This is a genomic window from Pseudoalteromonas sp. bablab_jr010, assembly GCF_016464105.1.
In the GTDB taxonomy this organism is placed as follows: domain Bacteria; phylum Pseudomonadota; class Gammaproteobacteria; order Enterobacterales; family Alteromonadaceae; genus Pseudoalteromonas; species Pseudoalteromonas simplex.
This window is the reverse complement of record NZ_JACDWV010000066.1, coordinates 47,283-65,711: the sequence shown is the minus strand read 5'-3', so window position 1 is coordinate 65,711 and position 18,429 is coordinate 47,283. Positions and strand designations below refer to the sequence as shown.

Genomic DNA, 18,429 nt, shown 5'->3' with positions numbered 1-18,429 from the left:
GGTTAATTATAAAAGCGTATTTTAATGGCTTATTCACAGCATTGCGAGTTTATCTAAAGCACCTCATAGAAAGTAAGTATGTGCAAACTCGCAATTGTAATGCTGGAGTGTTTTCGATAATTTGGTTATTGTGAGTTAATTAGAACAAAGAGCACTCACAATGAAAAAAGTTATTTATTTCGTTACCTTATTATTCTCATCATTCACATTTGCAACGACGTCGCCGTACAGTGGGGAAATTACCGCTGAGGATTTACTCGCACAGTATCCTGCTTTTGCTAAAGAGTATAAAAACTATTCACCATCTGAGGATGATTTAAACACGATTAAAACGCTCAGTGGTAAACAAGTATTAGTATTTTTAGGTACGTGGTGTCATGACTCTAAGCGTGAAGTGCCTCGTTTACTAAAGTTACTTGATGGTTCGGGTGTAAAGCTGGGATCACTCCAATTAATTGCGGTTGGTTACGATAAGCTTGACCCTGATGGTTTAGCTAAGCAGTACGACCTTCGTTATACCCCAACGTTTATTGTAAGCTCTAACGGCAAAGAGTTACTTCGAATGATTGAAAAGCCTAAGCACAGCATCGCGATGGACCTTACTCGTTTGTAATAGAGTTGTTTGCTAGAGCAAAGTAGCTAAAGTAGTTATTGCTCATTATAATCATGGCTATAAACCAACTAGAGAATGTTATATGTCTCAAACTGTTATAGAAGCCATAGATGCAGCGAATGCTGCAGATCCCAATCGTGTTAAGCATGCTGGGCAAGCGTTAGCTAAAGAATCTTTATATTCTATGCGTATGACCGATATGCTTAACCGTTTTAATCCGCAAGCCGATGAACTAATGCACATTGCTGCACGGGGCCAACATATTGAACGCTGGCGCTCTCCTCGCAGTGATTTCCCTATGGGTAAGCAAGGTTATTATCAATGGCGCACTGCTTTATATGATTTTCATGCCGAGCGTGTAACAGCCCTTATGAAAACCGCTGGTTACTCAACGAGTGAATGTGAGCGTGTATACGCAGCCGTGGCTAAAAAGAATATAAAGCGAAACCCTGATAGCCAATTAATTGAAGACATCGCAAGCCTTGTATTTATTGAGCATTACATGCTTGATTTTGCAACTAGCAAGCCTGATTACGATGAGCAAAAATGGTTGGGTATTATTCGTAAAACTTGGCAAAAAATGTCAAACGAAGCACATGAATTTGTGTTAGCTGGTAACATCAGCTTACCTGAGCCGCTTAAACCGATAATTACAAAAGCGCTAAGTTAAATTTAAAACAAGGAAGGTCTATGTTTTGCCCGCGTACTAAAACAGCCCTTGAAGCAGTGAGCATTGGCGATGTTAACGTGTATTTATCAAAAAGCGGTGGCGTATTTTTTGATAACCGACAAATATTTCACTTTAGCGATCCGAATTTAAAACCCGCGCAAGTGCTGGTGGCTCATTTACAAACACTGCCAACAGAATGCGTTGATTTAGCAAAGCGAATTAATTGCCCGAAGTGCCCTGACGTGGTGATGATGCGACGCTTTTTCACGCCACTAAAAGTGGTTGAAATAGACGAATGTCCAAATTGTGCGGCTATTTGGCTTGATCATGGCGAGCTTGAAAAGATCCATGAAAATCATTTAACGCCAAAAGAGCGTGAAATGCTGCGTATTGATATGGCCAATAATCATGGTTTTATTCAAGTTAAAATTCCCAAAAGGCGTTACTCAGTTCATGCTAAAAAGCCTGAGTCTAATGCAACGTCACCTTTAGAAAAACTAGCAGAACTTGCCTATTTATCGATTTTGAATGACTAGGAAGAGAATATTTAAAAGCTCCCATTATTAGCGCTAAATAATTTTTAAAATATAAGGTCAATAGTGTGAAAAAATTAGTGGTGTTTATGAGCGTGTTACTGGCCTGTTTGTTTACAACAAGTTGCACTACAGTACTCGATAAGGCGCATGGGTATCGCGGGCCCATCGTTGTGACAATTAAAACAGAAGATGGCTCAGTGTCGGAGTTTCCTTTTTTAATAGAGTCTGTGTACACAGAGTCGTGTGGTCATAGTAGCTGTGGCATAGACTCCGGTTATAGATATCTAAAAACGAGCTATGCCAATGAGCCAATTACCTTCCCGCGAGAGCGGTTAGACCTATTGCAAGCTAATGCCTACGCAACAATTCTTTTTAAAGTTACTCATCCTAATTATCACTACAACGTCTTTACTCGAGGTTTTGCGCCTACCGATGCTGATGACCCCATTTATGTAACGTTTACTGTTAAGCCCTTTGCTGAACAAATGAATAAAGTAGCTGGCTGGGCGGAAGGCCCTAAACAAGACATGCAAAAATTCGCACCAGATAGCAGAGAGTTTAAAAAAGCAGATATTAGGTATCGCCAAGCGCGTTTTAATTTAGGACAGATGATTGCAAGGCATATCACGTTGACTAAAACGGTTTACTTACCCCATTTTTCAGAAAGCATGCAACAACGTGTGATTGAAAAGTATCAACCTATTTTTAAAGCGTGGTATTACGGCGTACCTGAAACAGATTGTTGGAATAAGATGACTTGTCAGGAGCAAATATTAAAACCAAGGGAAGCTGAATATGAAGGTTTGTAAGGGCAAGGGATGCTTGTTTCGGCAATCGTATTTTTTAAACTTGCTTAATAAGAAGCCTGTACCAACTCAGATACAGGCTTTATTGGTTATTAAGTGTTATAGCTTAACCAGCATTTTTCCTTTATTTTTACCTTCGAACAGACCAAGAAATGCATCAACGGCGTTTTCGATGCCGTGGTATACCGTTTCTTCAGATTTAACTTTGCCTTCGCTGATCCATTCGCTCATTTGCTCTACAAATTCAGAGAATTGAGAAAAATAATCAATCACGATAAAGCCTTTCATGGTGAGCTTTTTCGAGTTGATGTAAAAGAGGTTGCTCGGGCCTGGTTGTGCAGTGTCGTCATTATAACCTGAGATCATGCCACAAACAGGAATACGGCCGTAATCGTTCATTACATTGAGTGCAACTTAAAGTTGATGCTGAAGAATTAACAGCTAAGTTAATGGCACGCTCAAATATGAGTTTGGAGCGAATCGAGTTATTACGCGAGTTAACGCTTGAGCTGCATTCTGACCTAACAAAAGCGGACCTTACAAAAAGCTAATCTTCTACTAAACACACTAAAGTGCCCTCAATAGCCCGAACATACGCATAATGCTGGGCGTCTTTTTTAGTTGGCGGGCACAATGGCTCAGCGCCAGCAAGCACAGCTTTATCGTAACTTTCGACTAAATTATGGCAGCTGAATCTTAGCTCAAAACCAAGAGCAGGCTGCTTAGGATGGGCGCGAATATACCCTTGCTTGAAATATGCTTGCGCATGCGGGTGGGTCGCAAAGGCAAGTTTAACGGAACCTGTAACAAGCTCACCGTATTCGGCATCGTCACTGATATGGTTGGTATTTAAACCAAATGCTTGATAGTAAAAGTCGAGTACTTCTTCTACGTTATCGACGTAAATAACCTGACTTAAAAAGTCCATTTATGCTGCTCTATTTATTATTCGTTTATTAAATAAAGCATAGTTTCAGCAATAAAAAAACCTTGTAAGTCATACTTACAAGGTTTTTGCAATACTTAAAGCTTAGCTGTAGAAATTACGACTTGTTGCGGTTTTCTTTCGCAAATGCACGAATTTTACGTTTTTGCGATAAGGTCACTTTGTTAGTGCGGCCAGCGTATGGGTTGTCGCCTTCTCTAAATTCAATTTTGATTGGCGTGCCCATAATACCTAATGCTTTACGGTAGTAGTTCATTAGGTAGCGCTTGTAGCTATCTGGTAAGTCATGAACTTGGTTACCGTGGATCACGATACGTGGAGGGTTATAACCACCTGCGTGAGCATATTTAAGTTTTACACGACGACCGCGAACAAGTGGCGGTTGGTGATCGGCCTGTGCCATATCCATGATACGACGCAGCATCGCTGTGCTAATACGTTTAGTGGCTGATTCGTACGCTTCGTCTACTGATTCAAATAAATGACCCACACCGGTGCCATGTAAAGCAGAGATAAAGTGTAAACGTGCGAAATCGATGAAACCTAAACGACGGTCAAGTTCTGACTTAATACGTTCTTTAACGTAATCGTCTAGGCCGTCCCATTTGTTAACAGCCACAACCAATGAACGACCTGCGTTTAAGGCAAAACCTAGTAAGCTCAAATCTTGATCAGAAATACCTTCGCGCGCATCAACCACAAGCAATACCACGTTAGCATCTTCAATCGCTTTAAGGGTTTTGATCACAGAGAATTTTTCTACAACATCGCTTACTTTCTTACGTTTACGAACACCTGCGGTATCAATAAGAATGTACTCTTTGTCGTTACGTGTCATCGGAATATAGATAGAATCACGGGTTGTACCCGGCATATCGTAAACGATTACACGTTCTTCGCCTAAGATACGGTTTGTAAGTGTTGACTTACCAACGTTAGGACGACCGATAATTGCAAGCTTTACTGGCTTATCAGCAAAGGCTTGCTGGTTGTCTTCGCCTTCTTCATCTTCGCTGTAAAGATCAACTAATTCGTCATCACTTTCTTCAAGCTCTTCAGCTTCGCCTGCAAGTTCGGCAATGACTGGCTGTAAAGTTGTTTCAAGTAGCTGCGTGATACCACGGCCGTGAGCCGCTGCAATGTGATGTACGTCACCTAAGCTTAACTGGTAGAACTCAGCACAGTACGAGTCTGCATCAATACCATCGACTTTGTTTGCCACAACAAAACATTTCTTTTGTTGTTTACGAAGGTGATTCGCAATTGCTTGGTCAGCGGCGGTCATACCTGCGCGGGCATCAACTAAAAATAACACGATATCGGCTTCTTCAATTGCCAGAAGCGATTGCTCAGCCATTTCAGTTTCGATACCTTGCTCAGAACCGTCAATACCACCCGTGTCTACCACGATAAATTCATAGCCATCGTAATCAGCTTGGCCATATTTTCTATCTCGTGTTAAGCCTGGAAAGTCGGCTACGAGGGCGTCACGAGTACGTGTTAAACGGTTAAATAATGTGGATTTGCCCACATTGGGTCGCCCAACAAGAGCGATCACGGGAAGCATAAACTACCTCTTAAAAAAACAACAAAAGGCTTCGCCAAGCGAAGCCTTAGAAAAATAACGTTTACTATTAGTAAGTTAGTTTGGAATTTTAACCGCGCTAACTTCACCATCTCGGGTGTATAAAATTAATTTGTCACCGGCAACAACAGGCTCAATAAAGAAACCTGAGCTGTCAAAGTCTTCGCGCGATACAAGCTCGCCCGTTTCTTTGTCTAACCAATGTAGGTTACCTTCTTGGTCACCTAGTGCTAAATATTTACCAGCCACAGTCGGGCCTGTTAAGTACCAGCCGCGCAGTGCTGGTTGGCTCCAGCGCTCAATACCTGATGTTTTATCTAGACTGTAAATAACACCATCGCTATCAACAACATAGATAGACTGGCTATCCATCGATAGATCACGGTAGCTGCTATATTCACGTTTCCAAACAACATTACCTGAACGAATATCAACGGCTGCTAAGTTACCATTATAAGCGATTGCATAGGCGTATGGGCCGCTAATTAATGCTTGTGTATCTACATCAACTAAACGTTCAAACTCAGATGCACCCTTTGGAGAGGCAATTTCAGCACTCCATGCAGAGTAGCCGTTTTCTGAAATTAATACGCTCAATTTACCTGTTTCAAGACCTAGTAATACACCGCCGTTTGCCACAGTTGGTGAACTTTGACCACGTAATGTCAGTGGTGGTACTTCTTGTTCGAAGCGCCAACGTTCTTCACCTGTATCTGGGTGCACTGCTAATAATTTACCAGAGCCTAGGTTTACAAAGATTAAGCCGTCGCCTGCAGCAGGTTTAGCTAGTACTTCGCCAGGCATCGTTTTACGCCAAACAATTTCACCTGTTTCACGGTCTAGCGCGGTTAAGTAACCATGCTCAGAACCAACAAAAATTTTGCCGTAAGCTTGTAAAATACCACCCGATAACTTTGCACTCTCTGTGGTTTCCCAAGGCCAAAAGGCAGGGTTTTCACGCACATCGGTTTGCCATAGCGTATCGCCATTTTCAAGCGAAAGGGCTTCAACTTCACCTTCGCGGTTTGCTACATACACAACATCGTTATGAATAGCCGGCGTTAAGCGCGAGAAATAATGCTGAACACCGTCACCAATTGATTCTTGCCATACTACGTCTGTCTCAAACTGATTAACAATTTCAGGCAGTACCAGTTCTTCTTCGTCATCACTTGACGAACACCCAGTTAGGGTTGCGATACACAGAGCAAGTGTTGCCGCTGTTAACTTCTTCATCTTAACCCCTTACGCCGCTGGGCTAGTTTGTGCTAAGTCATCAAGTTTAATTTGTAATAACGGGTTGTTTTCAAGGCCGCCATTATCCGCAGCAGCTTGGTATTGGCTGCGTGCTTCTGCCTTATCGCCTTGTGCAGCATAAACATCGCCTTTTAATTCAGCGACTGCAGCAGTAAATGATGCTGGAAGCTGGGCGTTTAGCGTTGTTAACGCTTGCTCATATTGCTTTTGCGCAAGGTGAACACGAGCAAGGCGCGTTGTTGCCGTTGCTTTAAGCTCAGGGTTTTGCTCGTTGGTGATGATCCAGTTAAGCTTTTCGCTTGCCGCATCAAGGTCATTCTTTTCTACGGCTTCTTTTGCCGCAACAAATGCTGTTAGCGTGCTGTAGCTTGACTCGTTATTTTCTTTAATAAACGTATCCGCTTTTTCTAGCACGGCACCGCTTTCAACAAGTTGTGTGAAAGAGTCAGATGCTTTCTCAGCTGTGGTGATTTGGTTTTGGTTATAAGCTTTCCAACCATATAAACCACCTAAACCAGCAACAATACCAATTGCAAGTGCTAAACCATTTTCACGGAAAAAGCGTTTGATCGCTTCTTCTTGTTGTTCTTCTGTTGAATAAATTTCCATGCTTACCTCTGTTGCTAGCTGGGCTTAAATAAGTTCAGCTAGTAGCGTTTTCGCTTCTTCTAGTTTTAAGGTGACTTGTTCTTTACGCTCACGTAAGTACTTAATAGTCACAACGCCTTGTTCTAATTCATCTTCGCCGATAATAACTGCGACTAGCGCATCGCTTTTATCTGCGCGTTTTAATTGCTTTTTAAAGTTGCCACCGCCTGCGTGCACCATAACACGAAGACCTGCAACATCTTTACGTAACTGAGCGGCAATGATAGGCGCTTGAATGCTGGCTTTATCGCCCATGGCTGCCAAATATACATCAGCACTACGGCGGATGTCACCTACACTTTCTAGTGCTTGAAGTAATAACACTAAACGCTCAAGACCCATTGCAAAACCTACCGCTGGTGTTGCTTTACCGCCAAGTTGTTCAACTAGGCCATCGTAACGACCACCGGCACAAACGGTTCCTTGTGCGCCTAGGCTATCGGTTACCCACTCAAAAACGGTGCGGTTGTAATAGTCAAGGCCACGTACAAGCTTTTCATTTACCGTGTATTCGACGCCAGCAGCGTCTAAACGTTCACATAAATTTTCAAAATGTTCTTTTGATTCAGCATCTAAGTGCTCAGATAGTTTAGGCGCATCAGTTAAAATGGCTTGTACATCAGGGTTTTTGCTATCTAACACACGTAAAGGGTTGGTGTGCATACGACGCTTAGAGTCTTCATCAAGTACATCGACGTGTTGCTCTAAGTAAGCAACAAGTGCATCACGGTAGTCTGCACGCGCTTCATTTGAACCCAATGAGTTAAGCTCAAGACGAACGTGCTCACTGATACCAAACTCTTTCCATAATTGGGCTGTCAGCAAAATAACTTCTGCATCAATATCAGCAGTGGCAATGCCGAATGTTTCTAAACCAAATTGGTGGAATTGACGGTAACGGCCTTTTTGTGGACGCTCGTGACGGAACATCGGGCCCATGTACCATAAACGTTGTTCTTGGTTATACAGTAAACCGTTTTGATTACCTGCACGTACACACACTGCGGTACCTTCAGGGCGAAGAGTTAAGTTATCGCCATTACGGTCTGCAAAGGTGTACATTTCTTTTTCGACGATATCGGTTACTTCACCGATAGAGCGTTTGAATAGGTCGGTTGATTCAACAATTGGAAAACGAATTTCTTGATAACCAAACGATGAAACTGTTTCACGTAAAATGTCTTCTACTTTCTGCCAAATTTGCGTATCGCCTGGCAGACAATCGTTCATACCACGAACTGCCTGAATTTGTTTTGCCACTGATAAATCCTAAATACTGTACGTGCGCTGAAAAAGTCGCGCCTCAAGAAAAACTAAAAATTGACCCGCTATTATACCGTTTGGGCTCTAAAGGTAAACGGCAAACCCAAGGGTTTGCCGAGTATATGCGAATTATTCAACGATTTTGATGTCGATTGGCGTTTCTTTCTCTTTTTTAGCGATAAAGTCGCGCACATAGCCTTCAAGTTGGTCGACAATGTTATCGTTATCGATACGTGCTTTTTGACGCTCACCATTGATGTATAAGCCAGAGCGACGGTTCGCACCAGCAAGGCCGATATCACTAACCAGCGCTTCACCAGGGCCATTTACCACACAACCAATCACCGACACTGACATAGGCTCAACCACGTCTTCAAGGCGCTCTTCAAGTTGGTTCATGGTGCTTACCACATCAAACTCTTGGCGTGAGCAGCTCGGGCAGGCAATAAAGTTAATGCCGCGTGAGCGAATGCGTAATGATTTTAAAATATCAAAACCTACTTTGATCTCTTGTACCGGATCGGCAGCAAGTGATACGCGTAATGTGTCACCAATACCTTCGGCAAGTAGCATACCTAAGCCAACAGCTGATTTAACAGAACCTGAGCGCATACCGCCTGCTTCGGTAATACCTAAATGCAGTGGCTGGTCGATTTCTTTGGCAAGTAGACGATATGCACCAACCGCTAAAAATACATCTGACGCTTTTACGGATACTTTAAATTGATCAAAGTCTAAACGTTGTAAGATCTCAACATGGCGCATAGCTGATTCAAGCAGTGCTTCTGGTGTTGGTTCGCCGTATTTTTCTTGTAAATCACGCTCTAATGAACCGCCATTAACACCAATACGAATAGGGATGTTGTGCTCACGGGCTGAGTCTACAACGGCACGAATACGCTCTTCGCTACCTATGTTACCCGGGTTAATACGCAAACAATCCGCACCATACTGAGCCACTTTTAACGCAATACGGTAATCAAAGTGAATATCTGTTACCAGCGGAATAGTGACTTGTTCTTTAATGCTCTTAAATGCTTCAGCTGCTTCCATGGTTGGTACAGACACACGCACAATATCGGCGCCAGCATCTTGAATAGCTTGAATTTGTGCAACCGTTGCATCGATATCTAGGGTGTTGGTGTTAGTCATCGACTGAACGGCAATTGGTGCACCATCACCAATTGGCACATTACCTACGTTAATACGGGTCGATTTTCTGCGTTTAATAGGAGATTCTGAAAACATTGCGGTTACTCTGATAACGGTAAAGTAAATTTAGCTAAGCGATTTTTGGCAAAATGTGAGGTATCGACGGCTTGACCTTGAAAAGTAATATCGACTACTTGGTGTTTGCCGAGCACCACACTAAACGGCTGTGGGCCGGTTACTGTCATAACGTAACCTGCTTTTTTAACACCAAAAGCAATACGATCGCCGTTGCCATCGTGAATTTCTACCCAGCTATCTTCATTGAAGTGCATCACCACTTCGCTGTGCTCAGGATCAGCTTTTTTGGTTTGCGGCTGAGCAGTTAATTGGCTTTGTGATGCAGCCTGATTTGCTGCTTCGTTGTTAGTTATTGGCACAGTTTCTTGTGGCTCAATAACTTCTTTGTCTTCTGTAGGCAATTGAACTGTTTCTTCAACTGGCGCTTCGTCTGCTAAATTAGTGGTTAGCTCATTAATTTCAAGCTGATTTGGCATCGCCGTTGTTACCGGCTCTTCGATACTTTGATTACTATTTTGCCACCACCAAACGACCGATGAGCCAATAATGACAGCTAAAATAAAATAACTGAATAGCATTAAACGGCTATCGTTTGCTTCTTTTTCGGTGCGACGAGAGAAGCTCTGCATATTAGATTTTTTAGCTGGCTCAACATGCTCAGGTAACAATTCAAGCATGGCTTGGCTATCTATTTTTAGCTCGCGACAATAGCTTCTGATATACCCTTTTACGAAGGTTGCAGGGCCTAGTAATTCATGTTCGTCGTTTTCTAATCGTTGTAATTGTAAAACTGATAATTTTAATGCACCAGCAAGCTGCTCAAGGCTCATTCCTGCTTCTTCGCGGCGTTTTTTTAGCGCCTGGCCGAGCGTTTCTTGTGGTTGTTCTAAATTGTTTTCTTCATTCATAGTGCGTATGAGTCTGGATCTACCAATAAAAGTCTATGCCCAGGCTTAAGGGCAACATCTGGGCTCAATTTGTTCCAGCGCATTAATTGATCGATTAATACGCTATGCTGCGTGGCAATGTCGTACAAAGTATCACCAGCATTAATGTCGTGATAAATATTCGGATCATTTAAATAGATGCGAGTACCGTTTTGTACGCGATCCGATTCTTTTAAGCCATTCCACAGCAAAATCTTCTGTAGTTTAACATTGTATCGCACTGAAATGCTAAATAGGTTTTCACCATTTTCAATAATATGGTAGGGGATATTCAGCGCAGGTACACGTGGGTTGAGCATGGGTAATTGTATTTGTTCAGAAGTCACTGAGTACGAGGTTTGACTCGTTTGGCCTGCATAGTTGGATTCTTCTCCAAAGACATTTTCATCTTTTTCAGGCTGATAAAATATCACTGTGCTTTCATTTTTGCTGACAGCTTTTGCAGAAGTCGAAGTTTGTTGCTTAATTTCAGGAGATGTGGGTGCCCCAAAAGAAACAATAGTGACTTCATCGTTAGCTGCTTTAGGTGTTGATATACTTTTCTTTTGCTCTGGTGTTTTTATCGCAAGCGCATTAACAACAGCTTCAGTATCGACAGGCTCAGTTGCGGTTGATGCTATTTCAGTCTTAAAGCCTGAAGCTTCAGGCTGAGTCTTTGCTTGCTCTGCAACTTGGGCTGGCATGTTTGCAACAGATTGGGTTGATTCGACAGTTTCTTGTTCATTAATTGCAGGCACTTCTGACTTTTGCTGATTCGTAGCATATACTTCTTTTGCATTAGAAGTTTGTACATCTGCCTTATCTACAATTACTGTTTCATTCGCCTTTGTTGGGGCTTTTCTTTTTACGATTCGGATCTTTGGTTGGTCTTTGCTAACCGATGAATTATCGCTTGAAATCTGGAGCTCTTCGAGTTGAGCTTGACGATATTTTTCTCGTAATATTTCAAACTCTGAACGTTTAACCTGCCCAGAAGAAATGGCTTTAGCTTCGTTTGAGCCGGGGTAAGTTTGTAAAATGATACCTGCAGTTGCTTCGGCTTTTTCTATGTGTCCCATACGTTGCTGGATAAGATAGCTGAGCATAAGTGCACGAGGTGTTACGCGGCCTGTTGATTCGTATTTTTCAATAATATCTTCAGCTTTATGTAGGTCACTTTTTGCGTAATACAAACCAGCTAAGCTTATCATTGAAGAAGGGCGCTGCGAGCTGTGATTAAGTGCTGATTTTAGGTATTTTTCCGCATTTTCGAAGTCATCAAATTCAATCGCACATAAAGCTAAGTTTTCGTAACTTTCAGCTACACGGATATAGCTAGGAATTGAAATCGCTTTAAGAAGCTCTTCTGCAGCGCGGTCATACTCACCAATGCCACACAAAAATACACCATAATTGTTTAAGGTGTTTGGATCATTAGGGGCAATTTTTAATGCGCGCTGATAGGCTTTATCGGCAAGTTCTGGTTCATCAACCTGTTGATAGTAATAAGCTAAAGAGTAATGAACTTCAGGGAGGTCAGGTGCAAAATCTGCGGCGCGTTCTAAATTATATTTTGCTTGTGAGTTATTGCCTGTTTTTAAGTACTGTAACGCAAGGGCGATACGGGTACGGGCAGCACCGGTATTGTTAACTTGTTTTTCAACAACGGGTCTGTCGCTACCTTCGTAGCTGTTTTCTGTAACACACCCTGTTAATGCAAATGCACTAACAGTAATGGCAAGTATAGAACGCATTACCTAATCTCTTCTTTGATTCCGTATGCCTATCTTACCGAAAAGCCTTTGTGTTGCATCTATTATTTTAAAAATAACGAGTTTGCCACAAAGGCTTAACTTCAAAAGTTACGCTTATGCTTGGTGAATGTTTACCGCAATTGCGTTATCTTCGCGCATTTTCTTTTTCGCTAAACGTTTAGTACGGTCAACGACATCACCCACTAATTGACCACAAGCTGCATCAATATCATCACCACGAGTACGGCGAACGATACAGGTAATACCTGCTGCTTGTAATACTTTAGAGAAGCGGTCGATACGGCTGTTACTCGAACGGCCATATTCATTACCCGGGAATGGATTAAACGGGATCAGGTTCACTTTTGAAGGTGTACCTTTAAGTGTTTTAACCAATTCGTGGGCTTGATCGGTACTGTCGTTCACACCTTGTAGCATAACGTATTCGATAGTCACATCTTTGTTTGCTTTAGAGCCATCAATATAACGACGACATGCGGCTAAAAACTCTTCAATTGGGTACTTTTTATTAATTGGTACTAGTACATCACGCAGCTCATTGTTTGGCGCATGCAGTGAAATAGCCAATGCTACGTCAATCTTCTCTTTTAATAGATCAAGCGCAGGAACCACACCTGAGGTACTTAATGTAACGCGACGTTTTGATAAACCAAAACCCCAATCGTCCATCATAAGTTCCATTGCTGGTACGACGTTTTTAAGGTTAAGTAATGGCTCACCCATACCCATCATTACAACGTTAGTTACAGGGCGCTTAGTGCTGTCGCCGTCTAAACCAATATCTTTCGCGACACGCCAAACTTGGCCGATGATCTCAGACACCGCTAAGTTACGGTTAAAGCCTTGTTGAGCCGTAGAGCAGAAGGTACATTCAAGGGCACAACCTACCTGTGAAGATACACATAAAGTTGCACGGTCTTTTTCTGGGATCCAAACAGCTTCTACTTCTTGGCCACCTTGTAGCATCAGGGCGTATTTAATAGTGCCATCAGTCGCTACTTGTTTAACTGAGATCTCAGGAGCAACAATTTCACATTCAGCTTTTAGCTTTTCTTTAAGCTTTTTGTTGACGTTTGTCATGTCGTCAAAATTGTCTACGCCAAAATGATAAATCCATTTCATCACCTGATCGCCACGGAATGGCTTTTCACCGAATGATACAAAAAGCTCACGCATTGCATCTCGGTTTAAATCTAATAAATTAATCTTTTTTTCAGTGGTCATGAAACAACCTCAATCAGTGACGGTGGTAAGTAGTTTGGGTGCGCGATTGTACATTATTTAATCGACTTAGTCATTAGCTAAACAGATTTACAATGGGCTTAGCTAATGACTAAAAAAGGGCCCGAAAGCCCTTTTTCTTCTGCATCACAGACTTAGCTGTGAACTCGAAATTAACGAGTACGTGGGCAGATTTCTTCGTCAGCGAAGAAGTATGCGATTTCACGTGCAGCTGATTCAACAGCGTCAGAACCGTGAACAGCATTTTCGTCGATGCTGTCTGCGTAGTCAGCACGTAAAGTACCAGCTAGTGCTTCAGCAGGGTTAGTAGCACCCATGATTTCACGGTTTTTAAGTACTGCGTTCTCACCTTCAAGAACAGTAACCATTACTGGACCAGATGTCATGAACTCAACTAAAGCACCGAAGAAAGGACGCTCGCTGTGCTCAGCGTAGAAACCTTCAGCTTTTTCTTTTGAAAGGTGAACCATTTTAGCTGCAACGATTTTAAGACCCGCAGTTTCGAAACGGTTGTAGATAGCACCGATGTGGTTTTTAGCAACTGCATCAGGTTTTACGATTGAAAAAGTACGCTCTAAAGCCATCTTTATGCTCCAATAATTTTAAATTTAAAAGGTTAAATATTAACGGGCGCGAATTATACGCGCTTTACGTGAAAATTCCTAATTTAATTAAATAGTCATTTGATGGCATTTTCATGAATCTAAAAATGTTCAGCAAAACGAGTATAAAATGCGAACACCTTTTACAGTTAAGCACTTGTTTCCATAATGAACTCAGCGTGGTTACGAGTATACATAGCGTGTGTGATATCACAGAAGTGTTTGTTAATGATTTTGATTATTACAGTGATGGCAACTATGCCTGTGTAGAGGACTTCAAAAGCGTATTACCCATTACAGCCCCTATATTTATTGAACTAAACCTAACCAAGCTCCTGAAGTTGGAAGTAGTCATATTTTTTAAATCGCTATTAATCAGCTATTGTCGCGGGGGCTTCTCTGCTGACATACCTAATCTCTACTTGCTTACAATTAGCTCACCTAGCTAAGCTAATTAGTAGTAATTCACCCCTCTGCATAATACATCTAAAAAGTGTAAAAACACCAACTTATTTCGTTAACTTCTTGTTCACTTTATGCGGCTAATCTAATTGCTAATGATAAACTATTGCGTTTTAAATTGTTGAAAATTAATAGTATATAATTTCATTGGATCTTTAGCCTATCTTGTTTGTGAGAAATAGCAACAACTAAGTTGTAACTCAAATGTTAAATTTAGGTGTACAAAACGCTACATAGTTTTTCGTGAATTCTTGAACTTATTCAATCATAAAATATTAGTAATTGGATTTTTTATAAACAAAAAGTCTTATTTTTATTCGAATAATTAAAGGAGAGAATAATGAAACTACGCAGTGCACTTTCTAAGTTGTCATGCGCGTCAGCTTTTGCACTTGGCAGCATGCTAACTTTGAGCCCAGCAGCCAATGCTATGAAACTAAAACAACAAAACTTACAAGAGATGGCCGTTGTTTCACAGAGCATTATTGCCGGGCAGGTAGTAAGCGTAACCGATGGTTTTGACAACAACCGCCCCTATACCGAAGTGACTATTCAGGTTTCGTCAGATGCTAAAGGTAAGTTAAAAGACGATTCAAATTACACCTTCCGTCAGTTTGGCCTAATCAAGCCTCGCTCAATGGGTAATGGCAAGGTGTATCTGGGGGTAACCCCTGATGGCTTTGCAAAATGGCATGAAGGAGAAAATGTCATTGCGTTTATGTATAAACCTGCATCTATTACTGGTTTTCAAACAACGGCTGGCATGGCGCAAGGTAAGTTTATTGTTCGTGATGGCAAGGTTCTTAACCAGTTTGCGAATAGTGGATTATTTGAAGGCATGGACACTGCTAATTTTTCGCATGAAGAGCGCAATATGCTGACTAACCCTCAAGACATAAACGTGGATGAATTTATGCACTTAGTTGGCAAATTAGCGGGAGAAAAATAATGATGAGATTTACGAAACTTGCTGCAAGTATTGCATTGGCATCGCTTTCTACAACTGTATTAGCAGGTGGGCCTTTATATATTCATGATAAAACCATGCAACCTTATAAATGGGATACCTCAAAAGGTGACATTCCAGTTTGGACTGATGGGGGGCAACTAATTAAAGATAAGAATGGGAAAGATGTTCAGTCATTTACTGTTTTAGAGAAAGGAACAATCTTTAATGTCGATATCACATTGCCTGATGGCACTGTGTTGCCCAAAAATGTAGCGTTAGAGCGTGATTATACTTTTTTGACAATTGCACAAGCTAATGCCGTAACAGCAGAGGCTGTTGCGCAGTGGTCAAATGTTGAAACATCGACCCTAACAATGTCTGTGGCGGGTACGATAGAAAGTCAAACAGGGATCCGCGATGTCAATGCATCGAATGTAGACCAGATTTATAATGCAGAAAACGGTTATGGTTTTTGGGTTAACTACGACACTGATGGTGCTATCTTAGAAAATTATTTTGGTATTCCACGCGACCAAGTACTAGGTATTGCTTTTCCTGAATGGGCTGATGAAGAAACCGGTGAAATTACTGAAGCAACGGCTTTAATGAATGGTTGGTATATCGATATTAATGATACAGAAGGGAAGATGGTACAAGGTGTGTTCACCCATGAGTTTGGCCACGCGATGAATATGTCTCACTCTCAAGCAAATGGTCATTTTACCTATATTGCAACGCCATGGTATCAAATGCACGATGGTGTTGCAGGCTGTACGGGAACAACAGCTTACTCCGGTCGTGGTCAAGCACCGACTGATAGTATTGAAACAATGTTTCCTTTTATTAATGTTCGCAGCATTGAAGGACAAGAGCAGGGAACAGTTAATGTTCGAGATGACATTGTAAATATCTCTGATTTATACCCAAGCGCAAGTTATCTCAGTGAGTATGGAACTATAAAAGGAAAGCTATTTACAAAAGAAGGCGTTGAATATTCAGGTATGAATATGGTTGCACGCAATCTTGATAATCCTTTGTACGATGTGATCACTCAACAAAGTGGTAATTTAACTCAAGGTCGTATTGGCCCAGACGGTTCTTTTACAATTAATGGTTTGACGCCTGGTGGGCGTTACGCACTTTACATGGACCCAATTAGAGCTGGCGGCTACCCAACGACACCTACCGATATTATTTCCGTGAATGAATATTGGAATGAAGGCGAAAGCAGTTCTCCAGCACTGGATGATGCTTGCAACATGACACCTATCGTCGTTGCAGGAGGTGAAACTAAAGAAGTCGCTATGTATTTCAATGGCTATAATGATGGCATTCAATATACGCCTTTAGTTTCTGCATGGGTAAGTGATCATGCAAAAAATGGTAAAAGGGCGTTTGGTACAACGCAGGGAGGCACGCCGTTTGTTTATGATAGCAATCATAATACTTTTGAGACATTAACGACGCCAGAGGGTTACGCGGTTTTGTCTGCCACCAACGCGGCAATGAACAAAAATGCAACCAAAGCGGCTGTGATTGCAGATCTTGATAATGATGGTGTAGGCCAAGGTGCTGTTTGGGATATTCGCTCAAATAAATTAATTGAACTTGAAGATCCAACCAATAACACCTGCTCTTTAGGTGGCCAGCAAGGCGTAAGCTCGCACTCTATTTGGGATATGGATGATCTGGGCCACAAGGTAGTTGGTAACTCTCGAAAACCTAATGCTGGCGGGGATGAGTGTGCTGTTGGTGAAGGAGCCAGTTCGTATGGCGTGCCCACTGTATGGAATACAAAAACAGGAAAGGCAACTTTATTAACAGATGGTATAGAGTTCATTCCTAGTAGTTATGGAACAGTACAAGCTTTGATCAATGGTGAACGAACTGAAGCGTGGGTACGTGCCGATCGTGTATCTGGTAATGGCCGCACTGTGACAGGATCTGGTAATAATAATAACTCACAGCTCGCTTGGGTGGATGGAAAATTACGTGATACTTACAAAGAGTTTGGAGCGTTAAATTCATCGGTGATCTCAGTTGATGGTGAGCTTGTCGCCTTTGGTACACAAAGGGGGTTTGGTCGTAGTGCCTTCGGTGAAGGCGTTAAAGTGTGGAATACCGTAACAGATGAAGTAACCTTGTTAGGTGGTTTACGCTGGTGTGAGGATGTACCGTATTTTTACTTTAATAATAATTTATGCGCATCACCATTTAATCAAACCCACGAAGATATCGTTCAAACCGCAGGCTTACCACTAAATATGGTTTTGGATGCGAATGATGATTTGTCGGTCATAACTGGTCGTGTGTTAATTAATGGTATGCCTGCAGGGGCAACGATTTATATTGACGGATTAGGATGGATGACTGGGGAAGAGTTCTTCACTAAACAAGGTGTTGTAGAAGCAACTAACTTGATGACTAATGGTATTTTTGGCGTAAGCAGCGATGGTTCTGAAATGATGGCCGGGGTTGTAGGTTTGCCTACACCATTAACCATTGAGGTTGATGCAAATAAGGCCTTTGTGTGTGATAAAGGGCAAGATCGTGAGCTTAGTTTTCCTAAGCAAGTGGTTAAAGCTGTTAAAGCTGGTGCCAAGTTTGGCCGCTGTGCACACTTAGATACATAGCCTTTAATTACTGTATTAGATGCCAAAGGCTCATAAATATTTTATGGGCCTTTTTCATATCAGTGTCATAAATATGTGATAAATTTTAATAAGTTACAAATATACTAACAGCTTGTATTGAAAGTTTTGCTTTCTTCATATAGCAAAATTACCTAATAGAAAGTGATGGTTAAGTGATATTATTAGCAATTCCAAACCAATTACCCTGGATAGTTAATTGAGTTTGATCAAAAAAGGTGGCCATAGGATTGGTCACCTTTTTCTTTTTATAGGCTCACAGCTGGTT

Annotated in this window: 17 protein-coding genes; 6 read left to right on the top strand and 11 right to left on the bottom strand. The window is 41.7% G+C overall.

The features are described from left to right. Positions 1-160: 160 nt before the first annotated feature. From JIG37_RS04365 to JIG37_RS04350, 4 genes are all read left to right on the top strand, one after another. The gene (locus JIG37_RS04365) at positions 161-613 is read left to right on the top strand and encodes a thioredoxin (RefSeq protein WP_138617898.1); all 453 of its coding nucleotides are present in this window, start codon (positions 161-163) and stop codon (positions 611-613) included. 82 nt (positions 614-695) lie between these two features. Continuing rightward, positions 696-1,283 carry a DUF4202 domain-containing protein gene (locus tag JIG37_RS04360; protein WP_194441235.1) on the top strand — a complete coding sequence of 196 codons (588 nt, stop codon included), beginning with the start codon at positions 696-698 and terminating at the stop codon, positions 1,281-1,283. A 20-nt stretch (positions 1,284-1,303) separates the two neighbouring features. Then, positions 1,304-1,819 (top strand): zf-TFIIB domain-containing protein, encoded by a 516-nt coding sequence (locus tag JIG37_RS04355; RefSeq protein WP_199528773.1) that lies wholly within the window; start codon positions 1,304-1,306, stop codon positions 1,817-1,819. Positions 1,820-1,884: 65 nt separating this feature from the next. Beyond that, on the top strand, positions 1,885-2,628 hold the full coding sequence (locus JIG37_RS04350; RefSeq protein ID WP_348535070.1) for a hypothetical protein: 744 nt from the start codon (positions 1,885-1,887) through the stop codon (positions 2,626-2,628). A gap of 96 nt (positions 2,629-2,724) precedes the next feature. Here the strand turns inward: JIG37_RS04350 and JIG37_RS04345 are convergent, their stop codons facing one another. The 11 genes from JIG37_RS04345 to ndk form a co-directional block, all read right to left on the bottom strand. Then, positions 2,725-3,024: a hypothetical protein gene (locus JIG37_RS04345; protein ID WP_054553519.1), complete on the bottom strand. Its 300-nt coding sequence runs from the start codon at positions 3,022-3,024 to the stop codon at positions 2,725-2,727. Positions 3,025-3,172: 148 nt separating this feature from the next. Then, positions 3,173-3,553 (bottom strand): VOC family protein, encoded by a 381-nt coding sequence (locus JIG37_RS04340; protein WP_054553520.1) that lies wholly within the window; start codon positions 3,551-3,553, stop codon positions 3,173-3,175. Positions 3,554-3,668: 115 nt separating this feature from the next. Beyond that, positions 3,669-5,138, bottom strand: a complete 1,470-nt coding sequence (gene der / locus JIG37_RS04335) for a ribosome biogenesis GTPase Der (RefSeq protein ID WP_054553521.1) — start codon at positions 5,136-5,138, stop codon at positions 3,669-3,671. Positions 5,139-5,213: 75 nt separating this feature from the next. After that, positions 5,214-6,392 carry an outer membrane protein assembly factor BamB gene (gene bamB, locus JIG37_RS04330; RefSeq protein WP_054553522.1) on the bottom strand — a complete coding sequence of 393 codons (1,179 nt, stop codon included), beginning with the start codon at positions 6,390-6,392 and terminating at the stop codon, positions 5,214-5,216. A 9-nt stretch (positions 6,393-6,401) separates the two neighbouring features. After that, complete coding sequence (locus JIG37_RS04325; protein ID WP_187489352.1) at positions 6,402-7,022, bottom strand: tetratricopeptide repeat protein; 621 nt, start codon at positions 7,020-7,022, stop codon at positions 6,402-6,404. 24 nt (positions 7,023-7,046) lie between these two features. Next, positions 7,047-8,321 carry a histidine--tRNA ligase gene (gene hisS / locus JIG37_RS04320; RefSeq protein WP_058584526.1) on the bottom strand — a complete coding sequence of 425 codons (1,275 nt, stop codon included), beginning with the start codon at positions 8,319-8,321 and terminating at the stop codon, positions 7,047-7,049. Between the two features lie 132 nt (positions 8,322-8,453). Continuing rightward, a complete protein-coding gene (ispG, locus tag JIG37_RS04315; RefSeq protein ID WP_054553525.1) occupies positions 8,454-9,572 on the bottom strand; it encodes a flavodoxin-dependent (E)-4-hydroxy-3-methylbut-2-enyl-diphosphate synthase in 1,119 nt (372 codons plus the stop codon). A gap of 5 nt (positions 9,573-9,577) precedes the next feature. Further along, complete coding sequence (locus JIG37_RS04310; protein WP_199528772.1) at positions 9,578-10,462, bottom strand: RodZ domain-containing protein; 885 nt, start codon at positions 10,460-10,462, stop codon at positions 9,578-9,580. Next, positions 10,459-12,234, bottom strand: a complete 1,776-nt coding sequence (gene pilW / locus JIG37_RS04305; protein WP_199528771.1) for a type IV pilus biogenesis/stability protein PilW — start codon at positions 12,232-12,234, stop codon at positions 10,459-10,461. The genes JIG37_RS04310 and pilW overlap by 4 nt, the downstream gene beginning before the upstream one ends. 114 nt (positions 12,235-12,348) lie before the next feature. Further along, positions 12,349-13,479 (bottom strand): bifunctional tRNA (adenosine(37)-C2)-methyltransferase TrmG/ribosomal RNA large subunit methyltransferase RlmN, encoded by a 1,131-nt coding sequence (locus tag JIG37_RS04300; protein ID WP_054553528.1) that lies wholly within the window; start codon positions 13,477-13,479, stop codon positions 12,349-12,351. Positions 13,480-13,649: 170 nt separating this feature from the next. Beyond that, positions 13,650-14,081: a nucleoside-diphosphate kinase gene (gene ndk / locus JIG37_RS04295; protein WP_036972405.1), complete on the bottom strand. Its 432-nt coding sequence runs from the start codon at positions 14,079-14,081 to the stop codon at positions 13,650-13,652. Between the two features lie 820 nt (positions 14,082-14,901). Here ndk and JIG37_RS04290 point away from each other — a divergent pair. Both JIG37_RS04290 and JIG37_RS04285 read left to right on the top strand, forming a co-directional pair. After that, positions 14,902-15,510 carry a hypothetical protein gene (locus tag JIG37_RS04290; protein ID WP_199528770.1) on the top strand — a complete coding sequence of 203 codons (609 nt, stop codon included), beginning with the start codon at positions 14,902-14,904 and terminating at the stop codon, positions 15,508-15,510. Next, entirely contained in the window at positions 15,510-18,143 is a 2,634-nt protein-coding gene (locus JIG37_RS04285) for a hypothetical protein (RefSeq protein WP_199528769.1), read from the top strand. The genes JIG37_RS04290 and JIG37_RS04285 overlap by 1 nt, the downstream gene beginning before the upstream one ends. Positions 18,144-18,429 lie beyond the last annotated feature (286 nt).